A 20599-nucleotide genomic window follows, 5' to 3' on the forward strand; every position below is an offset into this window, starting at 1 on the left:
GCGCTCGGCAGCCGCGCCGTAGGATGGCCGGGATGATCGCCTCTCCGTACGCCGACGACCTCGCGCGCATCCCGGTCCGCGAACACCGTGCCCTCGTCGCGGGCAGCGACACCGCGTGGTGGGAGTACGGCGACCGCGACGCCCCCGCCATCGTGATGGTGCACGGCTTCCGCGGCGACCACCACGGGCTCGAGCCCATCGTCGCGAAGCTGCCCGGCTACCGCGTGATCGTGCCCGACCTGCCCGGCTTCGGGGCGTCGTCGACGTTCGCCGGCGCCGAGCACGACATCGACGGCTACGCGGCCTGGCTCACGGCGTTCGTCGCCGCGTCCGGCGCGACGGGTGCCGCCGCCCGAGCCGCCGGCGGCTACACGCTGCTCGGCCACTCCTTCGGCTCGATCATCGTCTCTGCGGCGGTCGCCGGGGGCCTCGAGCCCGACCGGCTCGTGCTGGTGAACCCGATCGGCGCGCCCGCGCTTGACGGACCCCGCGCGATCATGACCCGTCTCGCGATCGGCTACTACCGCGCCGCCGCCGCGCTCCCCGAGAGGCTCGGCTTCGCGCTGCTGCGCAACCGGGCGATCGTCCGCGTCATGAGCGTCACCATGGCCAAGACCGAGGAACCCGCCCTCCGCCGGTTCATCCACGACCAGCACGACCGCTACTTCTCCGCGTTCAGCGACCGCGACGCGGTGCTCGCCGCGTTCCGCGCGTCGGTGAGCCACGACGTGCGCGAGTACGCGCCCGCCATCCAGGTGCCGGTCCTCCTCGTGGTGGCCGAGAAGGACGACATCACCCCGCTCGCCGCCCAGCACCGCCTCGCGCCGCTGTTCGCCGACGGCACCATCGCGGTCATCGACGGGGTCGGCCACCTCATCCACTACGAGACGCCCGCCGAGGCGGCCGCGCACATCCGCGTGTTCATCGAGGGGGAGCGCGCGTGAGGCTCGTCGTCGACTGCCGCTACGTGCGCGTCGGGCACCACGACGGCATCAGCCGGTTCACCGCCGGCCTCGTGCGCGAGCTCGCGGAGCGGCATCCGCTCACCATGCTGATCAGCGACCACCGCCAGCTCGAGAAGCTGCCGGCGCTGCCGTGGGAACTCGTCAGCAGCCCGACGAGCGTCCGCGAGCCGTGGGTCGCCCGGCAGGTGCGCAAGCTGCGGCCCGACGTCGTCTTCTCGCCCATGCAGACCATGGGCTCGTGGGGCCGCGACTACGCGCTCGTCCTGACGCTGCACGACCTCATCTACTACGAGAACCGCACCCCGCCGCGCGACCTGCCGGCGTTCGTCCGCGGCCTGTGGCGCCTGTACCACCTGGCGTGGTGGCCGCAGCGGATGCTGCTGAACCGGGCCGACGCGATCGTGACCGTGTCCGACACCACCGCGGGCCTCATCCGCTCGCACCGACTCACGCGACGCCCGGTCACCGTCGTGCCGAACGCCGCCGACGAGCTCGGTACACCCCACCTGCCGCGCACCCGGCCCGAGCGGCCACGGCTCGTGTACATGGGATCGTTCATGCCGTACAAGGGCGTCGACACGCTGGTACGCGCGGCCGCCCTGCTGCCCGACCACGAACTGCACCTCATGAGCCGGGTCCGCCCCGAGGAGCGCCGCCGGCTCGAGCAGCTCGCACCGCAGGCCCGGCTGGTCTTCCACGACGGAGCGACCGACGCCGAGTACGCCGACGTGCTCGCGGGCGCCACGGCGCTCGTCACCGCGTCCAAGGCCGAGGGGTTCGGGATCCCGCTCGTGGAGGCCATGCGTCTCGGCACCCCGGTGGTCGTGAGCGACATCCCGATCTTCCGCGAGATCGGCGGCGACGCCGCACTGTTCTTCCCCGTCGACGACCCCGCCGCCCTCGCCCAGGCGATCGGCGCGCTCGAGCGGCCGGGGGAGTGGGAACGCCGCTCCGCGGCATCCGTCGACGCCGCGGCGCGATTCACGTGGGCGGCATCGGCCGATCGCCTACTCGACCTGCTTCGCGAGGTCGCCGCGCGCCGCGCCCGCTAGCTCCCGGTCGCCTCCACGGGCGCGACCGCGTCGGAGGCCACCAGCTCGAGGCCCGAGGCCGACACGCGCAGCTCGTGCACCGAACCGTTGGTGACGGATCCGCTCGGCAGGGACGCGCGCTCCCACAGATGCAGCAGCACCGACTGGATCACGCCGCCGTGCGTGACCGCGACCACCGCGCCACCGGGGTGACGGGTCGCCAGCCAGAGCAGCGCGGGCACGGCACGCGACACCACGGACACGCGCGACTCCAACCCCTCGATCGGCACCGCCTCGGCCTCGAGCCGACGCCGCTCGGCGGTCGTGAGCCCCTCGAGCGTGCCGTGACGGCGCTCCGCGAGGGCCGGCAGGAGGTCCGGCTCGGCAAGCCCCAGGCGATCGGCGATGATCGTGGCGGTCTCGGCCGAGCGCGACAGCGGACTCGTGACGACCGCATCCCAGCACCCGCCGGCGAGGCGTTCGGCCGTCGCCCGCGACTGCGCCCGGCCCCGGTCGTTCATCGGGATGTCGGTCGCCCCCTGGATGCGGCGCTCGCGGTTCCAGTCGGTCTCGCCGTGGCGAACGAGCGCGATCGTCGTCGCGGGCGCCGCGCCGACGACGGGCACGGCGACTCCCGGCCCCCAGAGGCGCACGGTCATGCGCCGAGCGTCTCCGCCATCGCGGTCAGCGTCTCCGACGCGCCCGCGTCGAGCTTCACGGTCGCGCGGTTGTCGCCCTTCGTGACGCCGCGGTTCACGACGACGATGGGGATCCGCCGGCGACGCGCGATCTCCAGCAGCCGGACACCCGAATTCACCACGAGCGACGACCCCGCCACGAGCAGCACGTCGGCACGCTGCACGAGCGCCGCCGCCTGACGGTAGACCGGCGTCGGCACGAACTCGCCGAAGAACACGACGTCGGGCTTCAGCACGCCGCCGCAGACCGTGCACTCGGGCAGCACCATCGACTCGACGTCGTCGACCTCCGCATCGCCGTCGGGGTTGATCCGCGCGGGCTTCGACAGGTCGATGTGCGGGTTCAGCAGCTCGAGCCGGTCGGCCACCGACTGCCTCGCGAACATCTGCCCGCACGCGAGGCAGGCGACCCGGTCCGATGCACCGTGCAACTCGACCACGTGCGAACTGCCCGCCTTGCGGTGCAGGCCGTCGACGTTCTGCGTGACGACCCCCGAGACGACGCCCGCCGACTCCAGGCCGGCGAGCGCCCGGTGCCCGTCGTTCGGCTGCGCCGACGCGAACGCGCGCCACCCGAGGTGGCTGCCCGCCCAATAGCGCTTCCGAGCGGTCTCGGACGACAGGAACGTCTGCACGGTCATCGGGTTGCGCACCGGCGCGCCCTCGCCGCGGTAGTCCGGGATGCCGGAGTCCGTGCTCACGCCAGCGCCCGTCAGCACGGCCACGCGCGAGCCGCGCATGAGGTCGATCGCCTCGTCGAACAGCGCGCCCGGCGACGTGGGCGCCTCGATGCCAGTGACCACACGGCTCCCTTCGACGGTGCTTGCGGTTCCCAGAGTCTAAACACCGCGCGTTATCGGAATGTTTCCGCCGACTGGCAGGCTGTCCTCGGAGGGTCCATGCGCATCGAACGAGTCCGCGACGCGGCATCCGACACCGTCGCCGACTACGCCCGGTTGACGGATGTCGCACTGCGATCGATCACCGAACCCGAACGCGGCGTCTTCATCGCCGAATCGGCCAAGGTGATCCGTCGCGCCATCGACGCCGGGCACACGCCGCGGTCGGTGCTCATGGAGGAGAAGTGGCTGCCCGGGCTGCGCGATGCGCTCGAGCCGTTCGACATCCCCGTGCACCTCGCCGAGCCGGCCGAGCTCGAGGCCATCACCGGGTATCGCGTGCACCGCGGCGCGCTCGCCGCGTTCGAGCGCCCCGCGCTGCCGGATCCGGGGACGCTGCTGGCCGCATCCCGACGGGTCGTGATCCTCGAGGACATCGTCGACCACACGAACGTCGGCGCCATCATCCGCTCCGTCGCCGCCCTCGGGGCCGATGCCGTGCTCGTGACGCCCCGGTGCGCCGACCCGCTCTACCGCCGGAGCGTCCGCGTGAGCATGGGCACCGTGTTCCAGGTGCCGTGGACCCGGCTGCCCGAGTGGGGGGAGGCGCGCGAGGTGCTCACGGCGCACGGCTTCACGGTGGCGGCGCTCGCCCTCGCCGACGAGGCGGTCACGCTGCGCCGGCTCGCGGCCGATCCGCCCGAGCGCCTCGCGCTCGTCTTCGGCGCCGAAGGGGACGGGCTCTCGCGCCAGGCGCTCGCGGCGGCGGACACGGTGGTCACCATCCCGATGGCGCACGGCGTGGACTCCCTGAACGTCGCCGCCGCCGCGGCCGTCGCGCTGTACGCGCTCGCCTAGCCCGGGTCGGTATCCTGCAACGGATGTCACGCACGCTCGATCCGGCCCCGCCCGCGGTTCCCGCGACCCCCGCCCGTCCCTCGCCGCGGGTGTACCGTCGACGCCGCATCGCCGTGTTCGGCACGCTCGGCGTGCTCCTCGCGACGCTCATCGGCGGGGGTGCGTATGCGACCACGACGCTCACCGCGCCCGTGCCGGAACACGCGCCCGTCGTCGTCGACCCGGCTCCGATCGCGGCGACGGCGCAGGCCATCGCGCAGCCGGGCTTCGGCACGTGGGCGGTCGGCGCGGTCGGCTTCGACGGGCTCCTCGCCGCCGGCGGCCAGGACACGCCCATGCCGATGGCGAGCATCGCGAAGGTCGTGACGGCGCTCGTGATCCTCGAGGCGCACCCGATCCCGGCGGGCGAGGGCGGGCCGGGCATCGCCTACACCGACGCCGACATCGACCTCTACTGGGACATGGTGGCGCAGAACGGCTCGGTGGCCCCGGTGGCGGCGGGCACGACGCTGAGCCTCCGCCAGAGCCTCGAGGCGATGATGCTGCCGTCGGGCAACAACTACAGCATCTCCCTCGCGCAATGGGCGTTCGGCTCGGTGGACGCCTACCTCGAGCGCGCGCGGGCCTGGGTCGCCGAGCATGGCCTCGCGAACACGGTGATCGCCGACACGAGCGGTCTCTCGCTCGAGAACACCAGCACCGCGGCCGACCTCGTCACGCTCGGACAGCTCGCCCTGCAGGACCCGACCCTCGCCGAGATCGTCGCGACGAAGCAGGTCGAGATCCCCGGGCTCGGCACCCTCGAGAACTCGAACAAGCTCCTCGGCGCGCACGGGGTCGACGGCATCAAGACCGGCACGACGGATGACGCGGCGAACCTGCTCTTCTCGGCCGACGTCCCGGTGGGCTCCGGTTCGGTCACGCTCGTCGGGGTCCTTCTCGGCGGCGCGAACCACCCGCAGGTGCGCGAGGGGATCGCCGACATGATCGAGACCATCGCGCCCGGCTTCCACGAGGTCGTCGCCGTCGAGGACGGCAGCACCCTCGCGACCTACGAGACCGCGTGGGGCGACACCGCCACCGCCCGCGCGACCGAGAGCGCGACCGTCGTCGTGTGGTCCGACACGCCCGTCGACGTCGCCGTGAGCGCCGAGCCGGTGACCCTCGCCGCCGACGGTTCGCCCGCGGGCACCGCCGTCGTCACCGCAGGCTCGCAGCGCGTCGAGGTGCCGCTCGAGCTCGACGGCACGCTCGACGACCCCGGCACCTGGTGGCGCCTGACGAACCCGGGCGGGCTGGACTAGCCGCGCAGCGGTCGGGACGCGTCCGCACCGTGCACGCCGGCCTCCGCCGCCTCCGCCGTGGGCAGGGCGTACGGACCGGCATCCGGTCGCTTCGCGGTGATGAAGTCGCCCGACGACTGGTGGCGGATGCGCCGGACGACCCAGGGCACGAGGTACTCGCGCGCCCAGGAGAGGTCCTGCGTGCGGGCCTGCCGCCACGACCGGTCGGGCAGGGGCTCGGGCTTCATGGGCTCGAGGTCGTTCTCGACGTTGAGCGCGCGCAGCACCATCCGCGCCACCTCGTGGTGGCCGAGCGCGTTCAGGTGCAGCCGGTCGCGATCCCACATCCGCTGGTCCTGGATCTCGGCGAGGGCCCACTGGTCGGCGACGATGCAGTCGTGCTTCTGGGCGATCGCGCGGAGGTTCTCGTTGTAGATCGCGACCTTGCCGCGGATGCCGCGGAACACGGGGGAGAAGCCGACGTCGACGCCGGTGAAGATCACGATCGTGGCGCGGTCGCGGCCGAGGCGCTCGATGGCGTACTCGAACCGCGCCGAGATCTCGTCCGGATCGGTCCGCGGGCGGATCACGTCGTTGCCGCCGGCCGAGATGGTGATGAGGTCCGGGCGGAGTTCGAGCGCGGGTTCGACCTGCTCGTCGATGATCTGCTGGATGAGTCGCCCGCGGATCGCGAGGTTGGCGTAGGCGAAGTCCTCGGTGCCCCGCGAGAGCACCTCGGCGACGCGGTCGGCCCAACCGCGGTGACCGCCCGGCACGCCGGGCTCGGGGTCGCCGATGCCCTCGGTGAACGAATCGCCGATCGCGACATATCTCGACCAGGGATGCTGCTGGGTGACCATCCCTCCATTCTGCACAGCGCGCGCGGCACGCGCGGGCCATCGGTCCTGCACGTGTGTGCGCGATGCGGCCGGTCTGTCGGGCGCCTCGACTAGAGTGCTGCAGAGTGAGCAACGCGACCCCCTCCGGCCATCACCTGCCGGGCACCTCGGCCGCCGAGCACCTCTCACCCTCCTTCCCCGCGCGTGCACCGTGGGGCACCGCGTCGAAGCTCCGCGCCTGGCAGGCCGAAGCACTCGACCTCTACTTCGAGACCGAGCCGCGCGACTTCCTCGCCGCCGCGACGCCCGGCGCCGGCAAGACGACCTTCGCGCTGCGCCTCGCGGCCGAACTCCGCGCCCGCCGCACGATCGACCGCATCACGGTCGTCGCGCCGACCGATCACCTGAAGCGCCAGTGGGCGGATGCCGCGGCGCGCGTGGGGATCCGGCTCGACCCCGGGTTCCGCAACGCGCACGGCCGGTCGGCGCGGCACTACCACGGCGTCGCGGTCACATATGCGCAGGTCGCGGTGCGGCCCGCGCTGCACCGCGAGCTCACGCTGTCGGGCCGCACGCTCGTGATCCTCGACGAGGTGCACCACGGCGGCGACACGCTCTCGTGGGGCGATGCGATCCGCGAGGCGTTCGAGCCCGCGACACGGCGGCTGTCGCTCACCGGGACGCCGTTCCGCAGTGACACCGCCCCGATCCCGTTCGTGCACTACGAGCCCGATGCGCAGGGGATCCGCGTCTCGAAGACCGACTACGACTACGGCTACGGGCGGGCCCTGCAGGACGGCGTCGTCCGCCCCGTGCTGTTCATGGTCTACGCCGGCAGCATGCGCTGGCGCACCAAGGCCGGCGACGAGATGGAGGCCCGGCTCGGCGAGGACGCCACCAAGGACATCCACTCGGCCGCATGGCGAACGGCCCTCGAGCCCACGGGTGAGTGGATCCCCGCGGTGCTGCAGGCGGCAGACCGACGGCTCACCGAGGTGCGCCACGCGATCCCCGACGCCGGTGGCCTCGTCATCGCGACCGACCAGTCCATGGCCCGCGCCTACGCCGAGATCCTCGAGCAGGTGTGCGGCGAGAAGGTCACCGTCGTGCTCTCCGACGAGAAGGAGGCGTCCGGCCGGATCGAGGAGTTCTCGAACGGCACGAGCCGCTGGATGGTCGCGGTGCGCATGGTCTCGGAGGGCGTGGACGTGCCGCGCCTGGCCGTCGGCGTCTACGCGACCAGTTCGTCGACGCCGCTGTTCTTCGCGCAGGCCATCGGCCGCTTCGTGCGCGCGCGCCGTCGTGGTGAGACCGCATCGGTGTTCCTGCCCAATGTGCCCGTGCTGATGGCCCTCGCCGGCGAGCTCGAGCGGCAGCGGGACCACGCGCTCGACCGGCGTTCGGGCGACGACGACGACCCCGGGCTCGACGACGGACTGCTCGAGTCGGCCAACCGCGACGAGAAGGCGTCCGACGAGCTGCAGGACGAGTTCACCTGGCAGGCGCTCGCATCGGATGCCACGTTCGACCGCGTCGTGTACGACGGCACCGACTTCGGCACGTTCGCCGAGCCCGGCAGTGATGAGGAACTCGACTTCATCGGCCTTCCCGGCATCCTCGAACCCGACCAGGTCGCCGAGCTGCTGCGGCACCGGCAGGCGCGCCAGGCGCGGCGCGCGTCCGAGCGCCGCAAGCACGCGGCATCCGCCGACGAGGACGAGACCGCGCACGCCGAGCCGGTGGCCCTCTACCGCACGCTCAAGGAGCAGCGCTCGCTGCTGAACAGCCTGGTGGGGCTGTACGCGAGGCAGACAGGCCAGGCGCACTCGCTCGTGCACGCCGAACTGCGCCGCGCCTGCGGCGGCCCCGAGGTCGCCCAGGCGACCGTCACGCAGTTGCAGGCACGCATCGAGCTGCTGCGCAAACGGCTCTCCGGTCGGTGAGGCCGGCGCCGCGGCCCCGGTCCACCCGGGGCGCGTCACCGGGACGACGTAGCATGGCGCGCATGGATCCCCGCGCTCGCGTGCTCGTCATCGCGATCGTCGTCGCGTTCATCGCCTTCCTCGACGGTGCGGTCATCAACATCGCGCTCCCGGCGATCGAAGCCGACCTCGGGGGCGGACTCGCGCTGCAGCAGTGGGCGGTCGACGCGTACCTGCTGACCCTCGGATCGCTCATCCTGCTCGCAGGCTCGCTGTCCGACTCGTTCGGGCGGCTGCGCATCCTGCGGATCGGACTGTACGGCTTCGGGCTCACCTCGGTCGTCTGCGCCATCGCGACGGACGGCACGATCCTCGTCGTCGCCCGCGCGCTGCAGGGTGCGGCCGGCGCCCTGCTCGTGCCGAGCTCGCTCGCGCTGATCATCGCGACCTTCCCGCGCAGCGAGCAGGGTCGCGCGATCGGCCGGTGGACCGCCTGGACGACGAGCGCGTTCCTCGTCGGGCCGCTGCTCGGCGGTGCGCTCGTGGACCTCGTGTCCTGGCGGCTCGTGTTCGCGATCAACGTGCTGCCGATCGCGGCCGCCCTCGTGATGCTGCGCCCGCTCGGTCGCGACGAGCCGAACCCCGATCGGGCACGCGTCGACTGGCTGGGCGCGGCGTTGGGGGTGGTCGGCCTCGGCGGCACCGTCTTCGCCCTGATCGAGCAGGGGCGACTCGGCTGGGCCGACCCGCTCGTGTTCGTGCCCATGACGGTCGGACTCGTGTCGCTCGTCGCGTTCGTGGCCTGGGAGCGCCGGGCGCCGGCTCCCATGCTGCCGCTCACGCTGTTCCGTGCCCGGAACTTCGCCGCGGGCAACCTCGCCACCCTGTTCATCTACGCCGCGTTCTCGCTCGGACTGTTCGCGCTGCCGATCTTCCTGCAGGAGTCCGGCGGATTCCCGGCGACCCTCGCGGGACTCGCGACCCTGCCGCCGACCGTGATGCTGGTCCTGCTCGGATCGTGGTTCGGCGGACTGGGCGGTCGGTACGGGCCGCGGCTGTTCATGGCGCTGGGGCCGATGATCGTCGCGCTCGGCTGGCTGCTGACCCTCGCCCTCGACCTGCCGGTGGACTACTGGTGGCAGGTGTTCCCCGGCATGGTCGTCGCCGGACTCGGCATGGCGATGACCGTGGCGCCGCTCACGGCGGCGATCCTCGGCGCGGTCGACCCGGCGCGCGCCGGGATCGGGTCGGCCGTGAACAACGCCGTCGCCCGCATCGCCGGACTCGTCGCGATCGCCTCGATCGGCGTCATCGTGGCCGGGCGGCTCGATGTCGACGGGTACCACCGGGTCGCGATCGCGACCGCCCTGCTGCTCGTCGTGGGCGGGGCGGTGTCGTGGATCGGCATCCGCAACCCCGCGCCGCCCGCAGACGAGGGCGATCAGCCGGCGACGCCGGCCTCCGGGACGGCGGGCGCCGACGAGCGCCCCAGGTCCTGAGGCACCGCCGCCGCATCCAGCGCGGCCATGAGGTCGGCGGTCAGGTCGTCGACGTGCTCGAGGCCGATCGAGAGCCGCACGACGCCGGCGTTCGGCTTGGCGTGCGCAGCGACGGGACGGTGCGTGAGCGAGGCGGGGTGCTGCACGAGCGAATCGACGCCGCCGAGCGAGACGGCGTGCGTCACCAGCTCGCACGCCTCGGTGAACCGACAGGCGGCGTCGAAGCCGCCGGCGAGCTCGATCGCGATGATCGAACCGGGACCGGCCATCTGGCGGCCGACGAGGCCCTGCGGGTCCTGGCCCGCCAGACCCGGGTAACGCACGCTCGCGACGGCGGGGTGCGTCTCGAGGCGGCGCGCCAGCTCGGCGGCCGTCTCCTGCTGCGCGCGGACGCGCACCGGGAGGGTCCGGATGCCGCGGTGCAGGAGGTACGCGCCCATCGGGTGCAGGAGCCCGCCGGTGAGCGCACGGACGCGCCGGAGCTTCTCGACCCACTCGATGGGGCCGGCGACCACGCCGCCCATCGCGTCACCGTGGCCGCCGAGGTACTTCGTCGCGCTGTGCAGCACGAGGGTCGCCCCGTGCTCGATGGGGCGCTGCAGCACGGGGGTGGCGAAGGTGTTGTCGACGAGGAGCGGCACGTCGCCTGCGGCATCCGCGGCACGTCGCAGGTCGATGAGTTCGAGGGTGGGGTTCGCGGGCGTCTCGACGATGACCAGCCCGGTGTCGGGGCGGACCGCGTCGGCGATGCCGTCGACGTCCGTCCAGGTCACCCGGGTGCCGAGCAGGCCGCTCTCCAGGACGTGGTCGGAGCCGCCGTAGAGCGGACGCACAGCCACGACGTGCGGGCGACCGTCGGAGACGGTGGCGATGAGCGTCGCGGCGAGCGCGGCCATTCCGGTGCCGAACGCGACCGAACCCTCGGCGCCCTCGAGGTCGGCGAGGGCCGTCTCGAATCGGGCGACACCCGGATGCCACAGCCGCTGGTAGACGGCCGACCGGCCCTCGGTGAGGCAGCCGCCCGCGGCGAGCTCCTCGTAGGACAGTCCGCCGGTCTCGACGTCGCCGAGCGGGTTGGTCGTGGAAAGATCGATCGTGGGAACGTGGGAGCCCTGCTCGCGGACGCCCTCCATGCCGGCGTGGACGGCGCGGGTCTCAAGATTCGACGACGGTGTCAACATGACAGCAGGCTACAGAATCTGTGGTTGCGCCGGACCTTGGCCGAAGATGCTTGCATTTTGGCCTCGATGGGCGCAGAATCTTCTGACATGGACTGAGAGGATCCGCATCATGCCGCAGAAAGCCGAACTGGATCGGGTCGACCGAGCGCTGCTGGCGGCGCTGTCGAAGAACGCCCGCGCCTCCGGTGCGGCGCTCGCGGCCGAGGTGGGCGTCGCCGAGTCCACGGTGTCGCTCCGGCTCCGCCGTCTGCAGAGCCTCGGCACGGTGAAGGGATACCGCGTCGACGTCGACCTCGCCTCGCTCGGCGTCTCGCTCCAGGCCCTCATCGCGATCCGACTCGTCAAGCACGACCGCAGCGAGATCGACGCCTTCCGCAACGCCGTGCCGCACCTGCCCGGCGTGCTCGGCGTCTTCCACGTCGCCGGCGCCGAGGACTACCTGCTGCACGTCGCCGCGCGCGACGCCGAGGAGCTCCGCCAGTTCGTGCTCGCACACCTCACCGGTCATCCGGCCGTCGCGCACACCGAGACGAACCTCATCTTCGAGTACGCCGACGGCGACGGCTGGCAGTCGCTCGTCGGCTGAGGCCCGCGGCATCCGCTCACGCGGGGCTGCAGGGCGGGCCCCCGGTTCGGCGATCCGAAATGCTGCCAATTCCTCACGCCGGGCCGCTCGGACGCCATCCGCCCCGCTAGCCTTTCGGAGGCCCCGCGGGGCCGACACGCGACGAGGCGGGCGCCGGACCGCCCAGGTCGCGACCGTCGCCCGCGACCGGATGGAGCACGATGACCGCCCACGAACCGCAGGGGACCCCCGCCGACCGCGCGCGCTGGAAGCGCTACCTCGCCGACGAGCGCGCCGAGGCCGCCGTCTACCGCGAACTCGCGGCTCGCCGCGACGGCGAGGAGCGCGAGATCCTCCTCGCCCTGGCCGCCGCCGAAGGACGCCACGAGGCGCACTGGCTCGCGCTGCTCGACGGCGACGACGGGGGGATCCCGCGCGCCGACCTGCGAACCCGCCTGCTCGCAGGGCTCGCCCGCCGATTCGGCTCCATCTTCGTCCTCGCGCTCGCACAGCGCGCCGAGGCGCGGTCGCCGTACTCGACCGACCCGCACGCGACCGCCGCGATGGCCGCCGATGAGCGCATCCACGGCGAGGTCGTCCGCGGGCTCGCCGCGCGGGGGCGCCGCCGTCTCGCGGGCACGTTCCGCGCCGCGGTCTTCGGCGCGAACGACGGGCTCGTCTCCAACCTCGCGCTCGTCCTCGGCATCGGCGCCACGGGCGTCCCCGCGCCCGTCGTGCTGTTCACCGGCATCGCCGGCCTCCTCGCGGGAGCCCTCTCGATGGGCGCCGGCGAATACGTTTCGGTCCGGTCGCAGCGTGAACTGCTCGAGGCATCCGCCCCCGACCCCGGCGCGCGCGAGGCCCTCGTCGACCTCGACATCGACGCCAACGAGCTCGCGCTCGTCTACCGCGCGCGAGGCATGGCCGAGCAGGACGCCGTCGAGCAGGCGGCCCTCGTCGTCGCACGCGTCCAGGCGGCCGGTCGCACGCCCGCCCCGACCGACGCGATCGGCGTCGTCGAGCACGACGACGAGGCCGTCGGGACGGGGATGAGCGCGGCCGTCTCGAGCTTCCTCTTCTTCGCGTCGGGCGCGCTGATCCCGGTGCTGCCGTGGATCTTCGGCATGTCCGGCACGGCGGCGATCGTCACCGCGACGGTGCTCGTCAGCCTCGCACTGCTCCTCACGGGCGCCACCGTGGGCCTGCTCTCCGGGGCGTCGCCGCTGAAGCGCGCGCTCCGGCAGCTCGCCATCGGCCTCGGCGCCGCCGCGGTCACCTACCTGCTCGGCCTCGCATTCGGCACCACCCTCGGTTAGGAGCGACCATGGCCCGACCCGTCGCCCTCGTCACCGGAGCCGGTCGACGCAACGGGATCGCCTACGCCATCGCGTCGGACCTCGCCGCCGACGGCTGGGACGTCGCGTTCACCTACTGGCGCGCCTACGAGCACCGGATGTCCCTCGGCGGCGACCCGGAGGCGGACCCGGCGAGCCTCACCCGCGAACTCGAGGCCGCCGGGGCCCGGGCGCTCGCGATCGAGGCGGACCTCGCCGACCCCGAGACCCCGGACCGGATCGTCCGCGCGGTGCGCGACGAGCTCGGCCCGGTGCGCGCACTCGTGCTCGCGCATTCGGAGAGCGTCGACAGCGGCATCCTCGACACCTCCGTCGACGCCTTCGACCGGCACCTCGCCGTGAACGCGCGAGCCGCCTGGCTGCTGATCCGCTCCCTCGCCGAGCACGTGCGCGCCGACGGCGCCCGGATCGTGGCGCTCACGAGCGACCACGTCGTGGGCAACCTCGCCTACGGCGTGAGCAAGGGGGCACTCGACCGCGTCGTCCTGGCCGCCGCCGGCGAGCTCGCGGCTCGGGGCATCACGGCGAACTCGGTGAACCCGGGTCCCGTGGACACCGGATGGATGGACGACGCCACCCGCGCCGCGCTGGTCGCGCGACAGCCGACGGGACGCCTCGGTACGCCGCACGACGTCGCCCGCCTCGTCCGCTTCCTGGTCTCGCCCGACGCGGCCTGGGTGACGGGCCAGCTGATCACCACCGACGGCGGCTTCTCCATCTGAGACGCCGGCGCCGACCGGTGGCGGCCGCCCGCCCGAGGATCACGAGGGTGCGGTGACGAAGTCGATGAGCTCCTCCACGCGGCCGAGCAGGGCCGGCTCGAGGTCGCCGTACCCGCGGACGCGGCCGAGGATGTGCTGCCAGGCACGGGCGATGTCGGCCTGGTCGGCGTGCGCCCAGCCGAAGGCCGCGCACACGCCGTGCTTCCACGACGTGCCGCGGGGGATCGTCGGCCAGGCGTCCTTCCCGAGGCGGGCGGGCTTCACGGCCTGCCAGATGTCGACGTAGGGGTGGCCGACGACGAGCACGTCACCTCGGTGCCGGCCGCGCATCACCGCGTCGGCGATGCGCTGCTCCTTCGAGCCGGGCACGAGGTGGTCGACCAGCACGCCCACGCGGCGTCCGGGGCCCGGCCGGAACTCGTCGAGCACGTCGTCGAGGACGTCGACGCCCTCGAGGTACTCGACCACGACACCCTCGACCCGGAGGTCGGCGCCCCAGATCTTCTCCACGAGCTCGGCGTCGTGGCGGCCCTCGACGAAGATCCGGCTCGGCAGCGCCACCTTCGCAGGCCCCGACTCGACCGCGAACGAACCCGACGCCGTTCGGAGCCGGCCCCGGGGCGCGGACGGCGTCGGGGCGACGAGCTTCACGGGCTCGCCGTCGACGAGGAAGCCGTGCCCGAGGGGGAACATGCGGGTCCGCCCGTGGCGGTCCTCGAGCGTCACCGTCTGCTTCTCGACGCGCACCACGGCACCGCAGTAGCCGTCGGCGGCGAGTTCGACGACGAGGTCCCGCTCCGCGGCCACCTCGCGGATGGTGCGGCGGCCGGCGGCACGCCAGTCGCCGGCGAGCACGTCGGTGCCGTATCGGTCGGGTCCGGATGCGTCGAAGGGAGGCACCGCACGAGATTAACGGAAGTCCCGCGACCGGTTCGTGGTCGACACGGTGAGCGGCTCGAACCGGTCGGCGACGAGGTTCACGACCCCCTCGGGCGAGCGCTCCAAGATGCCGCGAACGACCATCGCGGGCGCCTCCCGGGCGATCCGCCGGTACCGGCTCCACACCCCGACGCTCGCGATCACGTTGAGCGTGCCGGACTCGTCCTCGAGGTTCATGAACGTGATGCCGCTCGCGGTCGCCGGCCGCTGCCGGTGCGTGACCACGCCGCCGACCTCGATGCGGCGCCCCGACTCGGCCCGCTGCAGGCGGTCGATGCGGACCACGCCGCGCTCGTCGAGCCGGTCGCGCACGTGGCGGATCGGGTGGTCGTCGGGGGAGATGCCCGTCGCCCACAGGTCGTACACCACCTGCTCGGCGTCGTTCAGCATGGGCAGCAGCGGCGGCTGCACCACGACGACCGCGCCGGGCAGGTAGTCGGCGCGGTCCTGCGCCGCTTCGCCGGCGAGCCACAGCGCCTGGCGCGGCTGCAGGTCGAAGCACTCGAACGCGCCGGCCGCGGCGAGCGCCTCGAGCTGCGTCGCGTCGAGGCCCGCGCGCCGGGAGAGGTCGGCCATGTCGCGGTACGGCCCGTGCAGCTCGCGCTCGGCGACGATGCGCTCGGCGACCTTCTCGCCGATCGAGGTGACGTCGGCGAGGCCAAGCCGCACGGCGAACGCGCCGTCGCGGCGGTGCTCCGCCGAGCGGTCGGGCGCCGCCCGGTCGAAGTCGCCGACGGGCGGCTGGGTCGGGTGGGCGCACTCGGGCATGCCCGTGGGGCGACGGATGCCGCGTGCCCCCGCCGCGGCATCCGTCGCCGGCTCATCGCGGCCGTCGCCGTCGACCGGCTCGAGCCCCGCGTGCACGCCCGAGCGCGCGAGATCGGGCCGCCGCAGCTCGACGCCGTGCCGGCGCGCGTCGGACGTGAGCGTGTGCGGCGAGTAGAAGCCCATCGGCTGGGCGCGGAGCAGGGCGGCGAGGAACGCCGCCGGGTAGTGCAGCTTCAGCCACGAGCTCGCGTAGACCAGCAGCCCGAAGCTGATGGCGTGGCTCTCGGCGAAGCCGAAGTTCGCGAACGCCTCGATCTTCTCGTAGATGGAGTCGGCCACATCGGGCTCGATGCCGTTGCGGGCCATGCCGTCGTAGAGCTTCGCGCGCAGCCGCTCGATCTTCTCGACGCCGCGCTTGGAACCCATGGCACGCCGCAGCAGGTCGGCGTCGGCCGCGTCGCAGTCGCCCACCGCGACGGCCATCTGCATGAGCTGCTCCTGGAACAGCGGCACCCCGAGGGTGCGCCGCAGCACGGGCACGAGCTTCGGGTGCAGGTAGCTGATCGGCTCCTCGCCCGTGCGCCGGCGGATGTACGGGTGCACCGCGCCGCCCTGCACCGGCCCGGGGCGGATGAGCGCGATCTCGACGACGAGATCGTAGAAGCAGCGGGGCTTCAGGCGGGGGAGGGTGCCCATCTGCGCACGCGACTCGACCTGGAACACCCCGATCGAGTCGGCCCGGCACAGCATGTCGTAGACGGCCGGCTCCTCCTTCGGGATCGTCGCGAGTTCCCACTCCTCGCCGGTGCACTCGCGCACGAGGTCGAACGTGTACTGCAGCGCCGCGAGCATGCCGAGACCGAGCAGGTCGAACTTCACGAGTCCCATCCACGCGCAGTCGTCCTTGTCCCATTGCAGCACCGTGCGGTTCTCCATGCGGGCGTGCTCGATGGGGCACACCTCGCCCACGGGCCGGTCGGTGAGCACCATGCCGCCCGAGTGGATGCCGAGGTGCCGCGGGAAGGTGAGCAACTGCTCGGCGAGTTCGACGACCGCGTCGGGGATGTCGTGGTCCTCCGTCTCGACCACGGCGCCCCACCGCTCCACCTGGCGCGACCACGCATCCTGCTGGCCCGTTGAGTAGCCGAGCGCCTTCGCCATGTCGCGCACCGCGCCCTTCGGGCGGTAGCTGATCACGTTCGCCACCTGCGCGGCGTTCTGCCGGCCGTACTTGCCGTAGACGTACTGGATGATCTCCTCCCGTCGGTCGGAGTCGAAGTCGACGTCGATGTCGGGCTCCTCGTCGCGCAGCGACGACAGGAAGCGCTCGAACGGCAGTTCGTAGAAGATCGAGTCGACCCCGGTGATGTCGAGCACGTAGCAGACCGCTGAGTTCGCCGCCGAACCGCGACCCTGGCACAGGATGCCGCGGCGTCGAGCCTCCTGCACGAGATCGTGCACGATCAGGAAGTAGCCGGGGAAGTCCTTCTGCTCGATCACGTCGAGCTCCTTCGCGAGCCGGTCGCGCACGTGGTCGGGGAGTCCCGGATAGCGTCGCTCGGCGCCGCGCCACACGAGTTCGCGGAGCCACGACATGGGCGTGTGCCCCGCGGGCACCTCCTGTCGGGGCAGCTTCGGCCGGGCGCTGCGCAGCCGGAACGACAGGTCGCGCGCGAGGGTCGCCGAGTGGGCGACGGCACCCGGGTAGCGGTCGAACCGCGCGAGCATCTCGGCGCCGGAACGCAGGTGGAGTCCGTCGGTCGCCGGGAGCCACCCGTCGAGCTCGTCGAGGCTGCGCCGCGCCCGCACCGCCGCGAGCGCCGACGCCAGCCGGTGCTCGCCGGGGGTCGCGTAGTGCACGGCGTTCGTCGCGAGCACGGGCAGGTGCGCTCGGGCGGCGAGCCCGGCGAGCGCGTCGTTGCGGACCTGGTCGAGCGGGTCGCCGTGGTCGGTGAGCTCGACGACGACGTGGTCGCGGCCGAACAGGGCGACGAGCCGGTCGAGTTCGCGCCACGCGGCATCCGCCCCGCCCTCACCCGCGAGCGCACGTCGCACCGCGCCCTTGCGGCACCCCGTGGAGACGACCCAGTGCCCGCCGCTGCGTTCGGCCAGGTCGTCGAGGTCGTACACCGGGCGGCCCTTCTCGCCGCCCGCGAGCTGGCCCGCGGTGATCGCCGACGCCAACCGGTGGTAGCCCTCCTCGCGCCCGGCGAGCACGAGCAGGTGGTCGCCCTCGGGGTCGGCGGCGCCCATCTGCGGTTCGGTGAGGCCGAACGACAGCTCGGCGCCGAAGACCGTGTCGAGCTCGGGGTACGCCTCGGCGGCCTCGGCGAAGCGCACGACGCCGTAGAAGCCGTCGTGGTCGGTGATGGCGATGCCGCTGAGGCCGAGCCGGTGCGCCTCCTCGACCAGCCGTTCCGGCCCCGACGCGCCGTCGAGGAAGCTGAACGTCGAATGCGCGTGCAGCTCGGCGTACGGCACGATGGGGCCGGCCGGTCGTTCCTCGACGTCGCCCGAGGGGCGGTACGGATGCCGCTTCCGGCTCCATCCCGGGCTGTCGCCGCCGTCGGCGACGACCTTGGAACCGCTCGGCCGCTGCCGGTCGGAGAGCCGGCGTTCGAGCTCGGACCACGGGATCTCGGGGTTGTTCCAGCCCATCAGTCGTACCTCGCCTCGGCCCACCAGCCCTCGGCGTCGCGCACGAGCAGCCACGCGCAGCCGTCGTGGTCGACGACCTGGAAGCGGTGGACGCGCCGCGCGCGCTCCGCATCCCACCAGCGCTCGACGACCGGCCACGGCCCCGCCCACGCCCGGACCGGCGCGGGCCGTGCGGCGCCCGCCGCGAACGACACGGGTGCCGCCGAGATCGCCCCGCGGGCGTCGACGGCGACGGGCGAGCCGCCGTCGTCGACGAGCGTCACCGGCATCCGTTCGCGGAACACGCTCGCGGGGGCGAGCGCCGGGAGGCTGCCGGGCCACGGCGCCGCAGCCGTGGCGCGCTCCGGTGCGCGGTCGCCCCACGGTACGAGCACCTGCCGGTCGGCGAGCATGCGGCCGCCGCCGACCGCCGCCGTCACGACGCCCTCGTGCCCGAGCATGCTCTGCACGCGGGTGAGCCCGTGGTGCACGCGCTCGTCGGGCCCGCCGCCCCACAGGCCGGCCTCGTGGTTGCCCGTCGAGTCGACGCGCTCGGGTACGACGCGCAGCCGCACGATCGGGGAGTCGAGCCCGGTGTCGGCGGTACCCGCGCCCTGCAACTGCCACCGCACCCGGTCGACCACGTCGGCGGGCGTGAACCAGTGCGGATGCAGCCAGCTTCGGCTCGAGTGCCCGCCGCGCTCGTCGTCGAGCTCGACGCGGATGCCCGTGCACACGAGCCGGACCGCCCGCATGCGCTCGATGAACTCGTCGGCCCGCACGCGGAACGCGAACGCGAGCTGGTCGATGCGGTCGAGCGGCGGCTCGAAGTGCTGCTCGATCTCGAAGTCGGGCGGAGGAGTGCGGGGAGCCACCCGCGACTGCTCACGGCCTGCGGCACGGTCGTGGGCGAACGCCCCGGCCGCGCCGAAGCGCCGTCGCACGTCGTCGTCGGGCAGCGCGGCGAACTCGCCGAGCGTGCGCACGCCGAGCCGGTGCAGCAGCGTCGCCGTGCGCGCGTCGACGACGAGCGACACGGGCAGCGGGGCGAGGAACGCGGCCGCCCCGCCCGTCGCCACCAGGTGCACGGGCGATCGCGAACCGGCACGGGAGGCCGCACGCGCCGCCTGCTCGGCCGCGAACGGTCCGTCGGCGACCCCGACCCGGGCGCCGACCACGCCGAGCCCGGCGGCCGCGTCGAGCAGCGCCCGAGCCGCCGCCTCCTCGCCGCCGTAGTACCGTGCCGGGCCGCGGGCGCGCATCGCGAGCGTGCCCGGTCGCAGCACCTGCACGCCCGGCACGATGGCCTCGATGCCGCGCACCACCGGCTCGAACGCACGATGGTCGAGCGCGGCGTCGTACTCGAGCACCGTGAGGGCGGTCGAGCGGTACTGCGCCTCGCGGAGCTTCAGCCCGCGCGTCACGCCGTCGCGCCGGGCGGCCGCCGAGCACGAGTGCACGAGCCCCTTCTCGGTGAGCGCCACCGGGAGGGCGGGGTCGACGCCGTGCTCGCGGCACGCGGCGAGCACGGGCCAGTCGGGACACCACAGCACGATGGTGCGCACCGCCGCGCTCATGACGCCCTCGCGCCGAAGTCGGGGCGATGCACGACGGATGCCGCCCCCGGGCCGACCGCGTCGGGCGTCGCGTCGACCGCCGCGAATCCGAGGTCGCCCGCGGGCAGCCGCAGGCGCCGTCGGCTGCCCCGGCCGACCTCGCCGCGACCCGTGACCCGGACCACGACCTCGCGCTCTGCGAGGTGCCCGTGACCGCGGTCGAGCCCGGTCCAGTCGCTCTGCTCGAGTTCGAGGCGCGCATCGCTGCCGGGCCAGTCGCCGTCGACCAGCAGCAGGGCGCCGCGCTGGCGGAGCCGCGCCGCGAACCGCGACGCCTCGGCGGGCGCCAGGCGCCCCGCCGGGCGCACGGCCACCACCGGGATGACGTCGGCGAGCGCCGCCGCGACCGTGAGCCACTGCCGGCCGGGATCGGGCACGAGCACGAGCCGCTCGAGGTCGATGCCGAACCGCGAGGCCGCCTCGACGCCGAACTCGGGGATGCCCGAGACCGCGACCCAGCGCCCGCTCCGCGACGGGCCAGCGAGCGCCGCCATGAGCAGCGTGATCGATCCCTCGACCTGCACCACCGCGCCCTCGCGCAGGGCGCCGCCGGGCAGCACCGCGGCGAGCGCCGGATGCGTCGGCACCGCCCGCGAATCGAGCCGCGTGGCCTGCATTCCCCGGATACGCGCCTGGAGCTCCTCCACCCGCTCGACCCGGCCCGCGGCCGCGACGGAGGCGGTCGGCACGGATCGGGGAGCGGTCATCGTCACCACTCAATGTTCGAACACATGTTCGAATACGGCAAGTCCCGGATGCCACGCGTCCGCGCCCCCGTGCAGGGGTCGCCGACCGCGGCGGCACCCCGCGGCATCCGCTCGCACCCGCCGACCGCGGCGCTCGACGCCGCGACACCGGACACCGGGATGCCGCGACACGTGG

General features: G+C 73.5%; 17 protein-coding genes. 9 read left to right on the forward strand and 8 right to left on the reverse strand.

What is annotated here, in order from left to right:
- The first annotated feature begins 32 nt into the window (after positions 1-32).
- Complete coding sequence (locus RH861_RS09475) at positions 33-944, forward strand: alpha/beta fold hydrolase (protein WP_310520766.1); 912 nt, start codon at positions 33-35, stop codon at positions 942-944.
- Positions 941-2017, forward strand: a complete 1077-nt coding sequence (locus RH861_RS09480; protein ID WP_310520767.1) for a glycosyltransferase family 4 protein — start codon at positions 941-943, stop codon at positions 2015-2017. The genes RH861_RS09475 and RH861_RS09480 overlap by 4 nt, the downstream gene beginning before the upstream one ends.
- On the opposite strand, the gene RH861_RS09485 is transcribed toward RH861_RS09480, so the two are convergent.
- Positions 2014-2655 carry a histidine phosphatase family protein gene (locus tag RH861_RS09485; RefSeq protein ID WP_310520768.1) on the reverse strand — a complete coding sequence of 214 codons (642 nt, stop codon included), beginning with the start codon at positions 2653-2655 and terminating at the stop codon, positions 2014-2016. The two genes, RH861_RS09480 and RH861_RS09485, sit on opposite strands and share 4 nt — an antisense overlap.
- Complete coding sequence (locus RH861_RS09490; protein WP_310520825.1) at positions 2652-3434, reverse strand: Sir2 family NAD-dependent protein deacetylase; 783 nt, start codon at positions 3432-3434, stop codon at positions 2652-2654. The genes RH861_RS09485 and RH861_RS09490 overlap by 4 nt, the downstream gene beginning before the upstream one ends.
- 159 nt (positions 3435-3593) lie before the next feature.
- Between RH861_RS09490 and RH861_RS09495 the strand changes: the two genes are divergently transcribed.
- Positions 3594-4391, forward strand: coding sequence for a TrmH family RNA methyltransferase (locus RH861_RS09495; protein WP_310520769.1), 798 nt, complete (start codon positions 3594-3596; stop codon positions 4389-4391).
- A gap of 23 nt (positions 4392-4414) precedes the next feature.
- The gene (locus tag RH861_RS09500; protein ID WP_310520770.1) at positions 4415-5695 is read left to right on the forward strand and encodes a D-alanyl-D-alanine carboxypeptidase family protein; all 1281 of its coding nucleotides are present in this window, start codon (positions 4415-4417) and stop codon (positions 5693-5695) included.
- On the opposite strand, the gene RH861_RS09505 is transcribed toward RH861_RS09500, so the two are convergent.
- Positions 5692-6534, reverse strand: a complete 843-nt coding sequence (locus RH861_RS09505; RefSeq protein WP_310520771.1) for an SGNH/GDSL hydrolase family protein — start codon at positions 6532-6534, stop codon at positions 5692-5694. The two genes, RH861_RS09500 and RH861_RS09505, sit on opposite strands and share 4 nt — an antisense overlap.
- A gap of 104 nt (positions 6535-6638) precedes the next feature.
- Here RH861_RS09505 and RH861_RS09510 point away from each other — a divergent pair, with 104 nt between their 5' ends.
- A complete protein-coding gene (locus RH861_RS09510; RefSeq protein WP_310520772.1) occupies positions 6639-8456 on the forward strand; it encodes a DEAD/DEAH box helicase in 1818 nt (605 codons plus the stop codon).
- A 62-nt stretch (positions 8457-8518) separates the two neighbouring features.
- Positions 8519-9934, forward strand: a complete 1416-nt coding sequence (locus tag RH861_RS09515; RefSeq protein WP_310520773.1) for an MFS transporter — start codon at positions 8519-8521, stop codon at positions 9932-9934.
- Here RH861_RS09515 and RH861_RS09520 read toward each other — a convergent pair.
- Positions 9877-11115, reverse strand: coding sequence for a trans-sulfuration enzyme family protein (locus RH861_RS09520; RefSeq protein WP_310520774.1), 1239 nt, complete (start codon positions 11113-11115; stop codon positions 9877-9879). The two genes, RH861_RS09515 and RH861_RS09520, sit on opposite strands and share 58 nt — an antisense overlap.
- A gap of 109 nt (positions 11116-11224) precedes the next feature.
- Between RH861_RS09520 and RH861_RS09525 the strand changes: the two genes are divergently transcribed.
- From RH861_RS09525 to RH861_RS09535, 3 genes are all read left to right on the forward strand, one after another.
- Positions 11225-11701 (forward strand): Lrp/AsnC family transcriptional regulator, encoded by a 477-nt coding sequence (locus RH861_RS09525; RefSeq protein ID WP_067946877.1) that lies wholly within the window; start codon positions 11225-11227, stop codon positions 11699-11701.
- Positions 11702-11901: 200 nt separating this feature from the next.
- Positions 11902-12996, forward strand: a complete 1095-nt coding sequence (locus RH861_RS09530; RefSeq protein ID WP_067946879.1) for a VIT1/CCC1 transporter family protein — start codon at positions 11902-11904, stop codon at positions 12994-12996.
- Positions 12997-13004: 8 nt separating this feature from the next.
- On the forward strand, positions 13005-13757 hold the full coding sequence (locus tag RH861_RS09535) for an SDR family oxidoreductase (protein ID WP_310520775.1): 753 nt from the start codon (positions 13005-13007) through the stop codon (positions 13755-13757).
- Between the two features lie 39 nt (positions 13758-13796).
- Here the strand turns inward: RH861_RS09535 and RH861_RS09540 are convergent, their stop codons facing one another.
- Genes RH861_RS09540 through imuA' form a run of 4 tightly spaced genes read right to left on the reverse strand, consistent with a single transcriptional unit; the run spans position 13797 to position 20424 of the window.
- The gene (locus RH861_RS09540; protein WP_310520776.1) at positions 13797-14657 is read right to left on the reverse strand and encodes a DUF3097 domain-containing protein; all 861 of its coding nucleotides are present in this window, start codon (positions 14655-14657) and stop codon (positions 13797-13799) included.
- A 9-nt stretch (positions 14658-14666) separates the two neighbouring features.
- Entirely contained in the window at positions 14667-18122 is a 3456-nt protein-coding gene (locus RH861_RS09545; protein WP_310520777.1) for an error-prone DNA polymerase, read from the reverse strand.
- Positions 18122-19678, reverse strand: coding sequence for a DNA polymerase Y family protein (locus tag RH861_RS09550; RefSeq protein WP_310520778.1), 1557 nt, complete (start codon positions 19676-19678; stop codon positions 18122-18124). Before RH861_RS09550 ends, RH861_RS09545 begins: the two co-directional genes overlap by 1 nt.
- Positions 19675-20424, reverse strand: a complete 750-nt coding sequence (gene imuA' / locus RH861_RS09555; protein ID WP_197466964.1) for a DnaE2-dependent mutagenesis accessory factor ImuA' — start codon at positions 20422-20424, stop codon at positions 19675-19677. The genes RH861_RS09550 and imuA' overlap by 4 nt, the downstream gene beginning before the upstream one ends.
- Positions 20425-20599: the final 175 nt, after the last annotated feature.

The organism is Agromyces indicus, assembly GCF_031432295.1.
Lineage (GTDB): Bacteria > Actinomycetota > Actinomycetes > Actinomycetales > Microbacteriaceae > Agromyces > Agromyces indicus.

Excerpts from the sequence above, each read along its gene's own strand:
- RH861_RS09505 (WP_310520771.1), bottom strand. The coding sequence starts at position 6,534 with ATGGTCACCCAGCAGCATCCCTGGTCGAGATATGTCGCGATCGGCGAT.
- RH861_RS09500 (WP_310520770.1), top strand. The coding sequence starts at position 4,415 with ATGTCACGCACGCTCGATCCGGCCCCGCCCGCGGTTCCCGCGACCCCC.
- RH861_RS09475 (WP_310520766.1), top strand. The coding sequence starts at position 33 with ATGATCGCCTCTCCGTACGCCGACGACCTCGCGCGCATCCCGGTCCGC.
- imuA' (WP_197466964.1), bottom strand. The coding sequence starts at position 20,424 with ATGACCGCTCCCCGATCCGTGCCGACCGCCTCCGTCGCGGCCGCGGGC.
- RH861_RS09515 (WP_310520773.1), top strand. The coding sequence starts at position 8,519 with ATGGATCCCCGCGCTCGCGTGCTCGTCATCGCGATCGTCGTCGCGTTC.
- RH861_RS09490 (WP_310520825.1), bottom strand. The coding sequence starts at position 3,434 with ATGCGCGGCTCGCGCGTGGCCGTGCTGACGGGCGCTGGCGTGAGCACG.
- RH861_RS09535 (WP_310520775.1), top strand. The coding sequence starts at position 13,005 with ATGGCCCGACCCGTCGCCCTCGTCACCGGAGCCGGTCGACGCAACGGG.
- RH861_RS09495 (WP_310520769.1), top strand. The coding sequence starts at position 3,594 with ATGCGCATCGAACGAGTCCGCGACGCGGCATCCGACACCGTCGCCGAC.
- RH861_RS09530 (WP_067946879.1), top strand. The coding sequence starts at position 11,902 with ATGACCGCCCACGAACCGCAGGGGACCCCCGCCGACCGCGCGCGCTGG.
- RH861_RS09550 (WP_310520778.1), bottom strand. The coding sequence starts at position 19,678 with ATGAGCGCGGCGGTGCGCACCATCGTGCTGTGGTGTCCCGACTGGCCC.
- RH861_RS09545 (WP_310520777.1), bottom strand. The coding sequence starts at position 18,122 with ATGGGCTGGAACAACCCCGAGATCCCGTGGTCCGAGCTCGAACGCCGG.
- RH861_RS09525 (WP_067946877.1), top strand. The coding sequence starts at position 11,225 with ATGCCGCAGAAAGCCGAACTGGATCGGGTCGACCGAGCGCTGCTGGCG.
- RH861_RS09520 (WP_310520774.1), bottom strand. The coding sequence starts at position 11,115 with ATGTTGACACCGTCGTCGAATCTTGAGACCCGCGCCGTCCACGCCGGC.
- RH861_RS09485 (WP_310520768.1), bottom strand. The coding sequence starts at position 2,655 with ATGACCGTGCGCCTCTGGGGGCCGGGAGTCGCCGTGCCCGTCGTCGGC.